Annotated in this window: 12 protein-coding genes and 2 pseudogenes; 4 read left to right on the forward strand and 10 right to left on the reverse strand. The window is 51.6% G+C overall.

Annotated features, from left to right (window positions below):
• Positions 1-107: 107 nt before the first annotated feature.
• Positions 108-1,130 carry an L-galactonate oxidoreductase gene (gene lgoD / locus CRI63_RS06815; RefSeq protein WP_135518931.1) on the reverse strand — a complete coding sequence of 341 codons (1,023 nt, stop codon included), beginning with the start codon at positions 1,128-1,130 and terminating at the stop codon, positions 108-110.
• A gap of 139 nt (positions 1,131-1,269) precedes the next feature.
• Between lgoD and CRI63_RS06820 the strand changes: the two genes are divergently transcribed.
• Together CRI63_RS06820 and CRI63_RS06825 are read left to right on the forward strand one after the other, a co-directional pair.
• Positions 1,270-2,184 carry a GntR family transcriptional regulator gene (locus CRI63_RS06820; protein WP_135518934.1) on the forward strand — a complete coding sequence of 305 codons (915 nt, stop codon included), beginning with the start codon at positions 1,270-1,272 and terminating at the stop codon, positions 2,182-2,184.
• Positions 2,185-2,398: 214 nt separating this feature from the next.
• The gene (locus CRI63_RS06825) at positions 2,399-3,760 is read left to right on the forward strand and encodes an MFS transporter (protein WP_135518937.1); all 1,362 of its coding nucleotides are present in this window, start codon (positions 2,399-2,401) and stop codon (positions 3,758-3,760) included.
• Positions 3,761-3,809: 49 nt separating this feature from the next.
• Here the strand turns inward: CRI63_RS06825 and tsr are convergent, their stop codons facing one another.
• Positions 3,810-5,477 (reverse strand): methyl-accepting chemotaxis protein, encoded by a 1,668-nt coding sequence (tsr, locus tag CRI63_RS06830; RefSeq protein ID WP_135518940.1) that lies wholly within the window; start codon positions 5,475-5,477, stop codon positions 3,810-3,812.
• Positions 5,478-5,658: 181 nt separating this feature from the next.
• Between tsr and CRI63_RS06835 the strand changes: the two genes are divergently transcribed.
• A complete protein-coding gene (locus CRI63_RS06835; RefSeq protein ID WP_130216569.1) occupies positions 5,659-6,522 on the forward strand; it encodes a MurR/RpiR family transcriptional regulator in 864 nt (287 codons plus the stop codon).
• A gap of 9 nt (positions 6,523-6,531) precedes the next feature.
• Here the strand turns inward: CRI63_RS06835 and CRI63_RS06840 are convergent, their stop codons facing one another.
• The 3 genes from CRI63_RS06840 to CRI63_RS06850 form a co-directional block, all read right to left on the reverse strand.
• Complete coding sequence (locus CRI63_RS06840; RefSeq protein ID WP_135518943.1) at positions 6,532-8,001, reverse strand: sodium:solute symporter family protein; 1,470 nt, start codon at positions 7,999-8,001, stop codon at positions 6,532-6,534.
• A 102-nt stretch (positions 8,002-8,103) separates the two neighbouring features.
• Complete coding sequence (locus CRI63_RS06845) at positions 8,104-8,493, reverse strand: RidA family protein (RefSeq protein WP_000023754.1); 390 nt, start codon at positions 8,491-8,493, stop codon at positions 8,104-8,106.
• A gap of 9 nt (positions 8,494-8,502) precedes the next feature.
• A complete protein-coding gene (locus CRI63_RS06850) occupies positions 8,503-9,945 on the reverse strand; it encodes a D-aminoacylase (protein ID WP_104920094.1) in 1,443 nt (480 codons plus the stop codon).
• 200 nt (positions 9,946-10,145) lie between these two features.
• On the opposite strand from CRI63_RS06850, the pseudogene CRI63_RS06860 reads away from it, so the two are divergent.
• Positions 10,146-11,365 (forward strand): annotated as a pseudogene (locus CRI63_RS06860) (amino acid deaminase).
• A gap of 58 nt (positions 11,366-11,423) precedes the next feature.
• Here the strand turns inward: CRI63_RS06860 and CRI63_RS06865 are convergent.
• The 5 genes and pseudogenes from CRI63_RS06865 to CRI63_RS06885 all read right to left on the reverse strand — a co-directional run bounded on the left by CRI63_RS06865 (position 11,424) and on the right by CRI63_RS06885 (position 17,584).
• Positions 11,424-12,434 (reverse strand): Ldh family oxidoreductase, encoded by a 1,011-nt coding sequence (locus tag CRI63_RS06865; RefSeq protein WP_130257900.1) that lies wholly within the window; start codon positions 12,432-12,434, stop codon positions 11,424-11,426.
• Positions 12,435-12,445: 11 nt separating this feature from the next.
• The gene (locus tag CRI63_RS06870) at positions 12,446-14,047 is read right to left on the reverse strand and encodes an APC family permease (protein ID WP_135518946.1); all 1,602 of its coding nucleotides are present in this window, start codon (positions 14,045-14,047) and stop codon (positions 12,446-12,448) included.
• Between the two features lie 11 nt (positions 14,048-14,058).
• Positions 14,059-15,669 (reverse strand): aldehyde dehydrogenase (NADP(+)), encoded by a 1,611-nt coding sequence (locus tag CRI63_RS06875; RefSeq protein WP_135518949.1) that lies wholly within the window; start codon positions 15,667-15,669, stop codon positions 14,059-14,061.
• A gap of 14 nt (positions 15,670-15,683) precedes the next feature.
• A complete protein-coding gene (locus tag CRI63_RS06880; protein WP_130204736.1) occupies positions 15,684-16,604 on the reverse strand; it encodes a dihydrodipicolinate synthase family protein in 921 nt (306 codons plus the stop codon).
• 151 nt (positions 16,605-16,755) lie between these two features.
• Positions 16,756-17,584, reverse strand: a pseudogene (locus CRI63_RS06885) (AraC family transcriptional regulator).
• Positions 17,585-17,602 lie beyond the last annotated feature (18 nt).

Raw genomic sequence — 17,602 nt, forward strand, 5'->3', positions numbered from 1 at the left:
CGCATAAGGTGCGACCTACACGCCTTCTCCGACCTACAAAACATTATTAAGAAACAGAAAAAACAGCGCCCAACATTTCCCCGGGCGCTGCATGGCAACTCGCATTATCAGAAAGTAATCACGCCCTTAATCAACTCACGATTGTTAATCACATCGCGCTCATAGATTTCTGCCAGCGTGGCGAATGGATAGCGATGGGTTAACATCATGTCGGCAGTAATTTTCCCTTCCGCCATCAGCCGCCCGACTTTCGCGAAATCTTCCGGCGTGGCATTTCGGCTGCCCATCATTGTGGTTTCTTTTTTATGGAATTCTGGATCAGAGAACTGCAACTCGCCTTTAAACAGGCCAACAAATACTACCGTGCCGCCATGACGAATCAGATTAACGGCGTTATTCATCGCATGTTGATTACCTGTTGCGTCGATCACTTTCTGCGCCAGCGAACCACCAAATTGCGCCCGCAACTGGTCGTCAAAATCCTCGGCTGACGGGTCCATCACGGGCAACTCCAGACGCGTTGCCACATGCTCACGCCGCGCCGGACTGGTATCCGCCACCACCACCTGTGCGCCATCGGCTTTAGCGATTGCTGCCGCGCCCAGACCAATTGGTCCCGCCCCGACCACCAGCACCTGCTCACCTGGCGCAATTGCTGCGCGACGAACCGCATGAGCGCTAATAGCGAAAGGTTCAATCAACGCTGCCGCCTGCGGATCAATACCATCCGCAGGCAAAATGTTCGCCACCGGCACGCTCAAATACTCACTAAAACCGCCATCCTGATGCACGCCAATGACCGAAATTTTTTCACAGCAATTGGTGCGACCGCTTTTACACGCCGGACATTCCTGACAAGAAATATACGGAATTACCGCAACTTGCTGTCCAATATTAAAATTGTGAATGTTTTTTCCTGATTCAATAATTTCCCCACATATTTCATGGCCTAAAACGCGTGGATAACTAAAAAATGGCTGATTACCTGCCCAGGCATGAATATCAGTACCACAAATCCCAACAGACTTAATTTTTATTAATGCTTCATTATCACCAGGAATAGGTATCTCGCATTGTTTCCAGATTAATTCTTTCGGCTGCTGGCAAATTAAAACATTCATCGTAGACATGATTCGGCTCTCCATTTTTTGTTGCCTTAGATATCAATGAAAATGAAAAATGGCAGCGGAACGGAAAATCTGTTTTGTGAAAACACACGCATAAAAAATGTTTTAAATCGGTTTTTAATGGACTCACAAGGAGAATAATATGAGTCGTTCACAAAATTTACGCCACAATGTGATTAACCAGGTCATTGATGATATGGCGCGGGGTCATATCCCTTCCCCACTTCCATCGCAAAGTGCGCTGGCGGAAATGTACAACATCAGCCGCACTACAGTGCGTCATATTCTCAGCCACTTACGCGAATGCGGCGTCTTAACGCAGGTTGGAAACGACTATGTTATTGCGCGTAAACCTGACCATGATGACGGTTTCGCCTGTACTACCGCTTCAATGAGTGAACAAAACAAAGTGTTTGAGCAGGCTTTTTTCACGATGATAAACCAGCGCCAGTTACGCCCTGGGGAAACTTTTTCTGAACTGCAACTGGCTCGGGCCGCGGGTGTCAGCCCGGTTGTAGTAAGAGAATATCTTTTAAAATTCGGCCGTTATAATCTTATTCAAAGCGAAAAGCGCGGCCAGTGGAGCATGAAGCAATTCGATCAATCCTACGCTGAGCAGCTGTTTGAGCTACGCGAAATGCTCGAAACACATTCACTTGAGCACTTTCTTGACCTGCCTGATCATGATCCCCACTGGCTGCAGGCGAAAAGCATGCTCGAACGCCATCGCCTACTACGAGACAACATCGGCAATAGCTTTCGTATGTTTTCCCAACTGGACAGAGATTTTCACTCCTTACTGCTTTCAGCTGCCGATAATATCTTTTTTGATCAATCGATTGAGATAATCTCAATCATCTTTCATTTTCACTATCAATGGGACGAAAGCGACCTTAAACAGCGCAATATCATTGCCGTCGATGAGCATATGACCATTCTCAGCGCTCTGATTTGCCGCAGTGACCTGGATGCCACCCTTGCGCTCCGTAACCATTTGAATTCAGCTAAACAATCAATGATTCGCTCCATTAATGAGAACAAACGTCATGCTCATTAAGTACGGATTAAAAACAGCAAACTATTAGCGAGTGCACGGTTTTATTAAAAGATAAATACCGGAAAATTTCCACTTACCTATGCTCACAATCAGTCGACTAAAAATGTTTTGTGAGCGGCAGTAAAGTCCTAAAACTTTAACCTGCCATTAATATCAACCTTGCGTAATGCATAATTACGCAAACCAATTAAAATTATAAATACAGGAGTCCGGCGTGGAAAAAGAAAATATCAACCTCGATCCGCATTCTTCGTTTACTGCATCTTCGTTGGCAGATATTCCCGTGCCACCAGATGGATTAGTTCAACGCAGCGCCAGAATTAAACGCATTCAAACCACCGCCATGTTATTATTATTTTTTGCGGCGGTAATCAATTATCTCGACCGCAGTTCGCTGTCGGTAGCAAATTTAACGATTCGTGAAGAACTGGGGTTAAGTGCCACCGAGATCGGCGCTTTGCTCTCCGTGTTTTCACTCGCTTACGGGATTGCGCAACTCCCTTGCGGCCCACTATTGGATCGCAAAAGCCCGCGACTAATGCTGGGCCTTGGGATGTTCTTCTGGTCACTGTTCCAGGCAATGTCTGGCATGGTGCACAGCTTTACGCAGTTCGTGTTGGTTCGTATCGGTATGGGGATTGGTGAAGCGCCGATGAACCCATGCGGTGTAAAAGTCATTAACGACTGGTTCAACATCAAAGAGCGCGGACGCCCGATGGGCTTCTTCAACGCAGCGTCTACCATTGGCGTAGCCGTAAGCCCACCGATTCTGGCGGCGATGATGCTGGTGATGGGTTGGCGCGGGATGTTTATTACCATTGGTGTGTTGGGTATTTTTCTCGCCATCGGCTGGTATATGCTCTATCGCAACCGCGAGCACGTAGAACTGACTGCCGTTGAACAAGCTTATCTCAATGCTGGTAGCGTCAATGCCCGCCGAGATCCGCTCAGTTCTGCCGAATGGCGCAGCCTGTTCCGTAACCGCACAATGTGGGGAATGATGCTCGGATTCAGTGGCATCAACTACACTGCGTGGCTGTATCTGGCCTGGCTTCCTGGTTACCTGCAAACAGCCTATAACCTGGATTTAAAAAGCACAGGGTTGATGGCGGCTATCCCTTTCCTGTTTGGGGCTGCCGGGATGCTGGTCAACGGTTACGTTACCGACTGGCTGGTCAAAGGGGGAATGGCTCCGATTAAGAGCCGGAAGATCTGCATTATTGCCGGGATGTTCTGTTCTGCCGCCTTTACGCTGGTAGTACCGCAAGCGACAACATCCATGACGGCGGTTCTGCTGATTGGCATGGCACTGTTCTGTATTCACTTTGCCGGAACATCCTGCTGGGGATTGATCCACGTCGCTGTCGCTTCTCGCATGACTGCGTCGGTGGGCAGTATCCAGAACTTTGCCAGCTTCATCTGCGCCTCTTTCGCGCCGATTATTACCGGTTTTATTGTTGATACCACACACTCATTCCGTCTGGCGTTAATCATCTGCGGTTGCGTTACCGCAGCGGGGGCACTGGCGTACATCTTCCTGGTTCGTCAGCCGATCAACGACCCACGTAAAGATTAATCTCCCTATGCCCGATAACATTTTGCTTATCGGGCATTTTTCATGGCGATTAAAACGTTTCCCAGTTATCCCCGCTATCAGCGACGGCAATTTTGCGCGGCACAACAACCGGCAACGCTGCGTTTACCACTGGTAAAGCTTCATGCTGACGCTGTTGCGTTTGCTGTATACGGAACACCGCCACGGCTTCGGTCAGACGGCTGGCCTGCTCTTCCAGCGCGGCGGCAGCGGCGGCAGACTCTTCCACTAACGCGGCGTTCTGTTGCGTTACCCTATCCATTTCGACAACCGCTAAACCAACCTGATCAATGCCACGGCTTTGCTCATCAGAGGCTGAAGCGATTTCTCCCATAATGTCAGTAACGCGTGTTACGGCGCTGACAATCTCTGTCATGGTTTCCCCGGCACTTTCGACCTGCGTAGATCCGACATCCACTTTACTTACGGAGTCTTCAATCAGGCTTTTAATTTCACGGGCCGCCTGGGCGCTACGCTGCGCCAGGTTACGCACTTCCCCCGCAACTACCGCAAAACCACGCCCTTGCTCACCCGCGCGCGCCGCTTCAACCGCCGCGTTCAAAGCCAGAATGTTGGTCTGGAAGGCAATACCATCGATAACGCTGATAATATCGGCTATCTTCTGCGAACTGGTGGAGATATCGCGCATCGTCTGCACCACGTTATCCACTACCTTGCCACCACGTTGCGCGGTTTCAGAAGCACTTAACGCCAGATGACTGGCCTGACGCGCGTTCTCGGCGTTCTGTTTCACCGTTGCAGTCAGTTGCTCCATGCTGGCCGCCGTCTCTTCCAGTGAAGCCGCTTGCTGCTCAGTACGTGATGAGAGATCGTTATTACCCGTGGCAATTTCGCTGACACCGCTATAAATGGCATTAGCACCGTTACGTACATCTCCGACAGTACGCATCAGTTCACTTTGCATATGGCGCAAACTCTGAGCCAGTTGTCCTACTTCGTTAGAACCATCCACCTCAATGGGTTTTACCAAATCCCCGCCAGCAATATGACAAATGCTTTCGATCAGGCGATTCATTGGTGCTACCAGCGAGGCTTTAATACCAAACCAGACGGACACAATGACGGCTAATACGACGATCAACACGCCCACCAGCACCCACATCGCCTGGTTATAGGAAGCATTATTATCGCTGACGGCAATATCGTAGAGACGATCGTTTTGCTCCATATAAGCCATATACAGCTTCTCGAAACCGTCCTGATATCCCTGAGTTGGCTGATCAAAGAACTCATTGATTTTGCCTGCGCCTAACAGCTGGATCAGCTCCGCCAGCGCATTGTGGTAAATATCGTAATTACGTTTGATTTCCGCCGCTGCGGCTGTGCTCTGACGCGGGTCACGCGGCAACGCTTCGTAGTCCGCCCAGTTTTTTTCCGCTTGCTTCAGCGAAATACTGGCACTCTGCATCAGCTCGGCGACGGTTGAACCGCTGCCAATATTGTTCTGATCCATCATGTAGCGGATACCCGCGCGGTTGAGAGTGTTACGTGTCTGCAACAACGCGACCCAGCTGCCATTCAGCGTGGACTGCTGCTGACGAATGGTTTGTAAAACGGAGAAATTTTCTTTGTCATTTTTTAAGGCATTAAAGAACAAACCGCCTGATGTCAGTTGTAAAAGGCCAAAAACGGCCAAAACCAGCAATAAGCTGGTCACGATCTTAATACGTTTAAACATGGTTTCTCTTCCCTCCAGACCTGATACTCAGGTTGTCGGCCTGGTGGTAGAAAACTTTATGATCTGGAGCGGTGTTGAGCGTTTTTTTGTCGCTGCGTACTTACATTTTTTATGAGGGTCACACTCTGGAGCAATTTTTATGGTACAAAGTACCAGTTTTTACTGAATCAGTGATACTCCCATGGCTTATAGCATCGATATCATCTCCTGCATTACCGAACGGTTTATGGCGTTAACCGCCACTGAAAAGCGTATCGCACAATTTATTCTTGATGACGTCTCCGCAGCCGTGGAACTGCCAATTGCCGAGCTGGCGCGGTTAACACAAACCAGCCAGGCGTCGGTGACGCGTTTTGCCCGTGCATTGGGTTGCAAAGATGTCCGCGAACTGAAAGTCAAACTGGCGCAGTCACTGGCTATCGGGCAGCGGTTTATTCTCGATGTACCGGATCTTGACGGCGTTCAGGGGATCTACGAATCAATTATCAGCGTGCTGGAAACGCATCGTCGCTCACTGGATATGAACGCCATCAGTCAGGCGGTCAGTTGGTTAAGTCAGGCACGGCAAATTCTTGCATTGGGAACGGGCGGCGGTTCTACCATCTGCTCGCAGGAGATCCAGTACCGTCTGTTCCGTCTGGGATTGCCAGTGGTCAGTCAGAACGATGCTCTCATGATGAGAATGATGTGCTCAGCCGTGATGCCGCAGGATGTGGTGATAGTTCTTTCACTCGGCGGCTATACGCCAGAAATCATCGAAAGTGCTGCTATCGCCCGTCAGTACGGCGCGCGTGTTATTGCCATTACGCCTGCACAAACACCACTGGCAGAACAGGTGGATCTGGTATTGCCGTTGCTGGTTCAGGAAAGTGATTACATTTTTAAGCCCACGCCTTCCCGTTACGCCATGCTCGCGATGATCGATGTGCTGGCAACAGAGCTGGCTATGGCAAATAAAGCGCAGGCGAAAGATCGCCTGCGGCGGATAAAACTGGCATTAGACAGCCACCGGGGTGGCGCTAACCGCCAGCCACTTGGCGATTAGCACTATTGGTTATGCCTCTTCAGGTTTGGTGATCACGATACTCTGGTTTTCACGCTCATTGGTGATAATAGCCAGAGCTTCTTCCCGGCTGATCTCGCTTGCTGGCGTTACCAGCGTCACCAGTACGCCAGCGACCAGGCTTCCCAGCACTGACGGAATACACGGGTTACCCCAGTAAGCCAGCCAGTCGGCATTCATCAGCACCACAATTGACATCACCATACCGCTCACTAACGCCGCCAGTGCGCCCTGCCAGTTAAAGCGTAGCCAGAAGCGACCGAGAATCGAGCAGATAAACAGCCCGGACATCAGCATCGAAATCATTTTGGTAATGTAGCTGATGATGTCATTAGAGGTCAGAGCAAAGACCAGCGCCAGGCCAATAACAAAGGTCAGCATCCAGCGTGAGTAAGTGATTGCCTTGTTCTCCGGCGGCATTTTGCCGGTAATCATGGTGTAGACATCGCGCATCATAATCGCCACCGCTGCGATGGCATCGGAGCTGGCAGAAGACATGGTGGCAGAAAGCCCGGCAATCAGTACCACCAGGCCAAGCAATGGCGGCAGAAAACTGGTGGCGAACAAGAAGGCATAGTTACTGTTTTCCAGATTCGGGTTCATGGTGAACGCCGCCATGCCGATAATGGCAGGCAGAATCGAGAAGAACAGATACAACACGCCAGTAATAACAAACGAACGGCGTACAGAGGGAACATCTTTACCCGAGTAAATACGCTGGCGATAAGACGGTGTGGCCAGTACACCAACGCCAATAACCAGCGCCAGCGAAAGCGCAGGTAACACGCCCATTTTATCAATCGCAAACAGGCTCATCGCTTTTGGGTCCATCGCCTGTTCAATCGCACTCCAGCCGCCTACGTGAACAACGGCAAGAATAGCCATCAAAATAAAACCAAAGAACAGAATTAAGGCCTGAATGGTGTCTGTCCACACTACCGCCGAATAACCGCCGATAATAACGTAAATCGCAAAAGCTAAGGCAATAATTAATTTTGCCACAGTAAGATCAATACCTGTTGCCCAGGCAAGATACATACTGCCACCTAAAATATGCGCACCCAGCCAGCCAATAGAAGCAATAAATATCATCAGGCCGACAATATTTTTAATTAAATGACTCCCGCCAGTATAATAAGAGAGTTCTTCACTCATGGTCATAAAACGTAATTTACGTACCGGAGCAAACAGCCACGCCACCAGCAATATACCTACGGCCCCACCGACGCCATAAAGCATTCCGGCCCAGCCATTGCTGTAACCAAAGCCCACTGCGCCCATACTGGAACCCGTGCCAACCATCGTGGCAACGGTTGAACCCAGCGTCAGAAACAGCGGCAGCGAGCGCCCGCCCAGCAGAAAATCTTCTCCGCTTTTCTGATTACGAGAAACAAACCAACCAAGCCAAATCATGGCGATGGCATAAATAATAAAGCCGACTAAAAAGATATGACTGTTCATAATTCACATCCTGCCAGTAGAGAGAAATTAATGTAAGAGTTCCCGGAGTGCTGAATGTATTCAGCACTCAATTGCGGTCTGTTTTTTTAATTCTTAAATTTATTAGCGGGTCGCGTTATAACAGGTCACATCGACTTCGACTTTACAATCGACAACCAGATCAGCCACACAACAAATACGTGCAGGCGGATTCTCGCCAAAAAATTCTCTGAATACTTTATTAAATGACTGGAAATAGCGGGCGTCGGTCAGGATCACTTTCACGTGAACCACATCCGCCAGGCTATAACCGGCTTCAGTCATGATGTCGACACAGTTTTGGATCGCCAGTCGTGACTGTTCAACGATACCGCCTTCTACCACTTCACCATTTTTCATGGGGGTTTGCCCGGAGACGTACAGCCAGCCGCCCGCCTCAACCGCCCTGGCAAACGGCAAATGCTGCCCGCCAGTGCCTGTTCCACCTTCCGTACCGTAACGTTTAATGCTCATATTCACTCCTTAATGTGAGGTCTGGCGGCGCAGGAAACGGCCCGCACGGCCTGTAATATGTTTATCGCGACCATAGCTCATAACGCCGTTCACCATCACCGCCTCAATGCCATCTGCCGGGCGTTTGGGATCAGAAAAACTGGCAACATCACGAATGGTTTGCGGATCGAACAACACCAGGTCCGCAAAATAGCCGACTTTCACCAGCCCACGCTGGGGCAGACGAAAACGGCTGGCAGAAAGCCCGGTCATTTTGTGGATAGCCGTGGTCAGCGGGAATAAGCCTTCATCACGACAATAGTGACCCAGCACGCGAGGGAAAGCGCCCCATAAACGCGGATGCGGCATGGGATCATTGGGCAGACCGTCAGAGCCAATCATACTGACCGGATAACTCAACACTCGGCGGACGTCGCGCTCGTCCATGTTGTAATAGATAGCCCCGGCAGGCATTAGCAGCTTTGCAGCCTCCAGCATACTCATCTGCCAGTCGATGGCGATTTGTGCCAGTGTCTTCCCGGCCTGCTGCGGATGTGTTTGTGACCAGGTGATCACAATATCGAATTCGTCGGTGACTTGTTTGAGATCCAGCGTTGAAGAGCTGGCCGAGTAAGGGTAGACATCGCAGCCAATTTCCTGGTGTTGACGCATTTGGTCAAAAAAAGCCAACGTTTCTTTTGTCCGCCCCCAGTTTTTCGCCCCAGCGCATTTATGGTGGGAAACCACAACAGGCACTTTGCCATGACGCCCAATACGAAACGCCTCATCCAGCGCATCCAGAATCGGTTCGAATTCAGAACGCAGATGAGTGGTATAAACTCCCTTCTCACCTGCCAGTTCTTCCGCCAGCGCCATGACTTCTTCGGTAGTCGCCTGAAATGCCGTGGCATAGGCCAGTCCGGAACTTAACCCCAGCGCCCCCTGACTCAACGCCAGACGTAAGTCGGCACGCATAGCGGCAATTTCATCCGCCGTCGCCGGGCGAAACAGGTCGTCCATATGATTATTACGCAGCGCCGTATGACCAATCAGCGTGCCAACGTTCAGTGACGGTCTGGCTGCTTCCACTGCCTGGGCATAGCTTTCAACGGTGGGATAAATAAAGTGCTCCGCTTCCCCCAACAGATTCATCGGGTCAGGGACTTCGCCTTTCATTTTCGCCGACGCTGCACTGATCCCGCAGTTGCCGACAATCACCGTGGTGATCCCCTGGCTGATTTTTGGCAGATATTCCGGGATACGAATAACGTTGATATCGTCATGGGTATGAACGTCGATAAACCCTGGTGCCAGCACCCGTCCTTCACCGTCAATAACCTGCTGCGCCGTAACGTTAAGCGCAGGGGCAATATCGACAATCCGATCGCCTGTTATTGCCACGTCACCGCGAAATTCAGGGCCGCCGCTGCCGTCGATAACCGTCACATTTTTGAATAACCAGTCAACCTGCATGTTCGTCACTCCATTTCTGCAATGGTGATAAGTTAACCATTTACAAGGATGAAAAACAGTGGAAAACTACGCAAAACCCAGATGATTTTCTGATACTTTTATTCATAAATCATAAGATAAATAAACTAAATATTTATATTTCATTTAGTTACAAATGATACTCGCATCCGATACGGTGAAAAACTCAAAAGGTAAATGTTATGAAATACCACTCAGAACCTCTGGTTCCCCATAAATCTGCTCTGATGCAAATGCCCGCAAATATCCTTGCCGAAGATGTTTGTTTACCTGCCGCGATCATTAAAAAGCAGGCGCTGGAGAACAACATTGCGTGGATGCAGCGTTACGCTGACGCGCGCGGCGTTTCGCTGGCACCGCACGGTAAAACCACCATGACGCCGTGGATTTTTCAGGCGCAGCAGGCGGCTGGTGCCTGGGCAATAGGTGTCGGTAGCGCGTGGCAGGCTGGTGCGGCAATGGCGAGCGGTATTCAGCGTGTGCTGATGGTTAACCAGTTGGTCGGCAAGGCGAATATGCAGTTGATTGCCCAGTTGCAACGGCATTACCCGACGGTCGATTTTATCTGCTGTATCGACAGCATTGAGACGCCCGCGCTTTGTCTGCCTTTTTTGCCAGCCAGCAACAGACGCTGAACGTGATGATTGAACTGGGTGTTCCCGGCGGGCGCTGTGGTTGCCGCTCAACGGATGCCGCACTGGCACTGGCTAAGCAGGCGCCCCAGTTACCAGGATTACGTCTGCGGGGGCTTGAGTTATATGAAGGTGTTTTACACGGTGACGATCCACAACCGCAGGTAGAAGCGCTGCTACGGAATGCCGCACAACTGGCTTGTGATATGGCAAGTCTGGTTGATGGCGAGTTTATTCTCACCGGAGCAGGCACGGTCTGGTATGACGTGGTGTGCAATATCTGGCTGGCGGCAGAAAAGCCTGATAACTGCCGGATCGTCATTCGCCCAGGCTGCTACATCACCCATGACGCAGGGATCTACGACATCGCGCAACAGCAATTGATCGCCCGTGATCCAGTGGCTTGCGATCTGGCAGGCGATCTCACATCTGCACTGGAACTGGTCGCCATGGTGCAATCGGTGCCGGAGGCCGATCGTGCGGTGGTTAATTTTGGTAAGCGTGATTGCGCCTTCGACGCCGGACTGCCGCAACCAGTCGCCCACTATCGCAACGGTAAGCCACTGGCGTTTAATCCTGAGGCTATTCGCAGTGTCGGCATTATGGATCAGCACTGTATGTTGCAACTGTCAGCTAATAGCGACGTGCAGGTGGGGGATATTCTGGTGTTTGGTACATCGCATCCGTGCCTGACCTTCGACAAATGGAAAACGTTGTTATTGACTGATGACGACTACAACGTACTGGCAGAGCTGGATACGTTGTTTTGATAGCGCAGATGGCGGGATCCTTCCCGCCATTAATTGTATGTATATCCTTTAGTATCTATCAGCTACTTAAGGATCGAATATCGTCATAGAGTGATTGGCTGATCTCTACACCCTGTTGCTCACTGCGCAATCGTGCCTGGTAGCGACGTTCTCCTGGCAGGCGCGCGCCCTGTGCCTGCATCTGACTAAACAGTGTTTCCGCCCTTGCCAGATGCCTCCCGGCATCCTCACCAAGAAAACGCTGCGGATCGAGTGCCAGGATCAACTCTCCACCATACGGCAAACCACCTGCACCGTTATCCCACGCAAGAGACTCAGCACTGGTCATATCGCCAATCAGTGGCCCCGCAATCAGCTCCACCATCGCTGCCAGTGCCGAACCTTTATGACCGCCGAAGGTTAACATGGCTCCGTCCAGCACAGCTTGTGGATCGGTGGTGGCATTGCCATTGCTGTCGATCCCCCAACCTTCAGGAAGTGATTTCCCGGCTCGCTGATGTAACTGAATCTCACCGCGTGCCGCCGCACTGGTCGCCATATCAAAAATAAATGGCGGCTGTTTGTCGCGCGGCCAACCAAACGCGATTGGGTTAGTACCAAAAAGAGGTTTGCGCCCCCCTTTCGGCGCAACCCAGGCATGGCTTGGCGTGGTCGCCAGCGCCACCAGTCCGACTTCAGTCAGCGGTTCAACATCCGCAAATAAGGCGGAGTAGTGAACACAATGATTAATCGCCAGTGCTGCAATCCCGCACTGACGCGTTTTCTCGATCAGTAACGGCAGTGCCTGCTGATAAGCCAACAGCGAATAGCCACCTTTGGCATCGGCCTTCACGATTGCCGGAGCCTGAGATTCCACTGTCGGCAGAGCATCGGCAGAGACTTTCCCTTTTCGCAGCGTGTCAACAATCCCCAGCAGTCGCCATAAACCGTGCGAGGCACAGCCGTCGCGCTCCCCGGCGGTAACGTTGTTTGCAATCACCACTGCATGTTGCTCACTAAATCCGTTACTGATGAGCGCATGATAGGCTAGTGCGTAAGCCTCTGATAATGAGAGGATTACTCTATCCATTTTCTACTCCTTTATTCTTCTTCATCCCCGTTAAAGTTCGCCCGAGGAAGACAGGTGTATGCGCCCCAGTAATAAATTCCCAACGACATCAGCGCGACGACGATAGTATCCCACGGGTGACCTATAATGCCGCTACCGCCAAAACTACCCAACCAGGAAAACAGCATAATCAGGGCATAGAAGGCAATAAGCCACAATGAAGATTTAATCTGCTGCGCCAGGCTGACATGCTGAACAGGCACTTTCGACTTACAAACCACGTAAACCACAAACATTACGATTTGTAGCCCCAGCAGCCAGGAAAGCGTTCCCCAACCAGACCAAAAAACAATCAGCGCGGAAATCATAAAAGAGAGTGGGCCGAGCACCGCAAAACCACGAACGCGGAACGGGCGCGGCATATCTGGTGCATTACGACGCAGCCCGGCAGCTGTAACTGGCGCGATGGCGTAGCTCAGTACCAGAGCCGCAGAAACCACGCTAATCAATTGCTCCCACGACGGGAACGGCAGCGTCCAGAAGATAGATAAACCAAACGTCAGCCACAGTGCCGGACGTGGAATACCTGACTCCTTATCGATATGAGTAAAGGTTTTAAAGAATGTTCCCGCCTTCGCCCAGCCATAGATCACGCGCGGTGTCGCATTCATGTAAATATTGCCAGTGCCGCTGGGAGACACAATAGCATCACATACCACCATAAATGCCAGCCAGCCCATCCCAAGGGTAATGGCGATATCACGATACGGCAGCGAATAGTTCTTACTGATCTCCGCCCAACCCCCACTTAGCGATTCAGTAGGAATGCTGCCCAAAAAAGCCACCTGCAGCAGAACGTAGATGATGGTCGAGAGAATTACCGAGAGGATCAGCGCAAATGGGATGGTACGTTGCGGATTTTGCGCCTCGCTGGCAACGGAGATAATCGGTGTCAGCCCAAGGTAAGCGAAGATAATCCCACCCGCGCTAATTGCCGCTTCCACTCCTGACATACCAAATGGAGCCATACCCTGTATATGCAGATTCTCCGGTTTGAAGAAGGCAAATAACGTTATTACCACCAGCAACGGCACCAGAAACTTCAGCACACTAATAAAATTGTTCGAGCGGGCGAACGTTTTGACACTGTAGTAGTTCAGGGCAAAAAAGATGCACAACAGTAAGAACTGCACCACCCAGCCTAACAGCGTCGGGTCACTGCTCCCCGTCTGCGTCAGCGCCGGAAACCAGGCGGCAGCATATTGCCGTGCGGCTACAATCTCAATGGAGATCAGGCTGGAGAAGGCAATCAGGGTAATAAAGCCCAGCAGATAGCCCATCAATTCGCCGTGCGAAAATACCGGGTAACGAATAATACCGCCCGCGCGGGGAAGCGCCGCCCCCAGTTCGCAGTAAATAATCCCCAGTAGCAACACCGCAAAACCGCCAATAACCCAGGAAGCAATCCCGGCTGGGCCAGCGATCGATGCGACATGGCTGGCAGCAAACAGCCAGCCAGAACCAAAAATCGCCCCCAGACCAATAAAGGTCAAGTCGGTGAGCGTTAACTGCTTTTTAAACTTCCCCGACTCAACAACGACGGTTTGCGTGCTTTGGGTAGAAGGAATTGTCATAGTGATGCCCTTCAATGAGTCAACAAGGAGGAAATGGCTTCCCGGGTCCACTGGCCGTTAACCAGGCGCAGCAGGTTTAATGGATTACTGTCCTGCAACGCAGGCGGTAATAGCGCAGCGGGTGCATTTTGCAGGCATACCGGGCGCAGAAAACGAGTAATGGACAGCGTGCCTACGGACGTGCCGCGCGCGTCGCTGGTTGCCGGGAACGGACCACCGTGTACCATGGCATCGCAAACCTCAACGCCGGTGGGATAGCCGTTGAACAATACGCGTCCGGCTTTATCAGCCAACAACGGCAATAAACGACCAGCCAGTTGCCGGTCATCCTCATCCGCCTGAAGTGTGGCAGTAAGTTGCCCTTGCAGAGCGTTAATCACCTGCAACAACTCCGCTTCATCAGCGGCTTCAACCACAATCGCGAGCGGCCCGAACACTTCCTCCTGCAACAGAGGATCTTTTTCAAGTACGCTTGCCACCTGAGCCTGATAGAGACGAGCTTCTGCACGTCCGGTCTGATGATTATCATCCCCCGCCAAACACCGAATTGTCGGATGTCCTGCCAGTTTCTCTACGCTGTGGCGATAGTGCTCAAGCGTGGAGGCATTTAGCATGAGTTGCGGTGAAGCGGCATTCACTTTCTCAACCAGTTGCTGCAAAAAGTCCGCGTTGTTCTCCCCCTTCAGCAACACAATCAGGCCTGGTTTAGTGCAGAACTGTCCACATCCCTGCGTGAACGACGCGACTAAATCGCGGGCCAGCGTATCGGCACGTACTGATAGCGCCTGCGGCAGAATGAAAAAGGGATTGAGAGCCGACATTTCGGCAAAAACCGGTATCGGCTGTGGACGCTGTTGGGCCAAACGAAAGAGCGCCATGCCACCACGTAATGAGCCGGTAAAACCCACCGCCTGAATTGCGGGATGTTTCACCAGTTCAGCACCGATATCAGTACCGAAAATCATATTGAATACGCCTGCGGGCATAGCGCATTTAGTCACGGCACGAGCGATCGCTGATGCGATAATTTCTGCCGTTGCCATATGCCCAGGATGCGCTTTTACGACTACCGGGCATCCTGCAGCCAGTGCCGCAGCTGTATCACCACCGGCGGTAGAAAAAGCGAGTGGAAAGTTGCTGGCACCAAATACCGCCACCGGCCCGAGAGCCGTTTTATACTGGCGCAAATCCGGTCGAGGCAAAGGCTGACGCTCCGGCAACGCAGTATCAATTCTTACCTCAAACAGATCGCCCCGACGTAATAACCCGGCAAACATGCGCATCTGCCCGCTGGTTCTTGCCCGCTCTCCCTGTAAACGCGCCAGGGGTAACGCCGTCTCCTGATGTGCCGTAGCGAACAGTTCGTCGCCTGCCGCATCAAGTTCATCGGCGATGGTTTCTAAAAAATCGGCACGTTGCCCGGCACTGGTCTGTGAATAGCGCACAAAAGCCTGTTGCGCCGCAATAGCCGCCTGCGCGGCCTCCTCCACGGAGGCCGGGTAAAAACGTTGCCCGGTAGGTTCGCCATCCTGCGCTCGCAGGCTGACCAGAGACGGTTCACCGCTGGCAACACGTTGCCCGGCGATGAACTGTTGCCCGGTGAAAGGGAAAGTTTCAGTCATAGTCTCTCCCCACCTCAAAGGCCCACGTCCGGCAGCGCAGGGCGAGTCGCCAGCGCTTTCTCAACTATCGCCACAACCTGGGCACGCGTTTCACCTTCCAGCGCCAGACGCGGCGGGCGAGTAACCTCACTGCCACGCCCCAACAGGGCTTCGCACAGCTTGATACACTGCACCAGGTCAGGGCGCGCATCGAGATGCAGCAGCGGCATAAACCAGCGATAGAGCGCCATAGCCTCGTCAAAACGCTGTTGTTTTGCTAAACGGAACAACGTCTCACCTTCGCGTGGGAAGGCGTTTGACATCCCGGAAATCCAGCCTTCAGCGCCCACCGCAATGCTCTCAACCACGACATCATCCAGCCCTGCAAACAGCACAAAGCGATCTCCTACCGCATTGCGAAGATCGATAAAGCGACGAGTATCACCAGAGGAATCTTTAAAGCAGACAATATTTTCGCAATCAGCGAGTGTTTCCAGGATATCAGGGGTGACATCGTTTTTATAAATCGGTGGGTTGTTATAGACCATGATCGGCAGGTCGGTCGCCATTGCCACACTGCGGAAGTGCGCTGCAGTTTCATGAGGCTTAGACGAGTAAACCAAAGCAGGCATCACCATAACGCCATCAACACCGACCTTCTCGGCCTCTTTTGCCATCGTCCGGGCAAAGGCGGTGGTGAACTCAGCAACCCCGGCAATCACCGGAATTTTTCCGCCAGCAGCATCTTTCGCGACTTCGATGATTTGCAGTTTTTCCTGAGTGGTAAGTGACGTGTTTTCTCCTACGCTACCGCACACTACCAGGCCAGAAACCCCGTCTTTAACCAGGTTTTTCATCACCGCATGGGTGGCATCCAAATCAAGTGAGTAATCACTACGGAACTGAGTGCTAACCGCCGGAAAAACGCCACTCCAGTTAATCGCTTTATTGCTCATCTTTGGTTTCCTTATTGTCAACATGTTGCGTTAATGTGAATTAAAAGTGAATTCTCATTAACAGATTGACCTCTCCTTGCGCTGGCGGCTTGTCGATTTTCTTTCCCCAGGATGACGAAATTAGCACAATGCCCGGTTGCGATTTGTCGTGCTACCCGACCAACGTCATCCGAAAATCACGCGGTGTTGAGCCTGTCATCGCCTTAAATTGACGGCTGAACGCACTGTGGTCGGTATAACCGCACTGCAAAGCGATATCGGTAATCGGCGTAGTTCCGGCAAGCAACTCCGTGGCCTTTTCCAGTCGAACTTTGTGGATCATCTGGCGAGGAGTCAGGTGAAAAATCCGCTTACAGTAGCGTTCAATTTGCGCCACAGACATTCCGCTCATTTCAGTCAACTCTTCCATAGAGATCGCGCGGTGGTAGTGATTGCGAATGTGCTCATCGATGATCGCCAGACGTTGCCAGGCAGGATGACGCGCATGTGCTTCCTGGAGATCATGTGAGACTCCCCGCCATTCCGATCACACGCCCCTGCATATCGCGCAGTGCCAGTTTCTGCGTCAGGCACCAGCCGCGTTCGCGCCCGTTATAGAGATGCATCTCCAGTTGATCACGTAACGCAACCCCTTCGCGTAGCACACGCAGATCCTGTTCGGTATATCCTCGTCCCAGCGCAGAAGGGAAAACATCTGCCGATGTCTTCCCCAGTAGCGATGTCACGTTTTTAAACCCGCAGCGTCGCGCCAATGTCATATTGACTAACAGATAACGGGCCTGCACATCCTTAATAAAAAACACCACATTAGGAATGGCGTTGAGAAGTGGCGCAATCAGCGCCAGTGCATTTAACAATGCCTGAATATTTTGTGGACGCTGCCGCGCCAGCCCCTCGCAAATTTGACTAAGTTCATCAACGGCCAGCGCAGTTTCTTCACAAGGGGAAAACTCAATAGTCTGATGACATATGCTGGACATAGCTGTTCCTCATGGCGA

The organism is Escherichia sp. E2661, assembly GCF_004745185.1.
Lineage (GTDB): Bacteria > Pseudomonadota > Gammaproteobacteria > Enterobacterales > Enterobacteriaceae > Escherichia.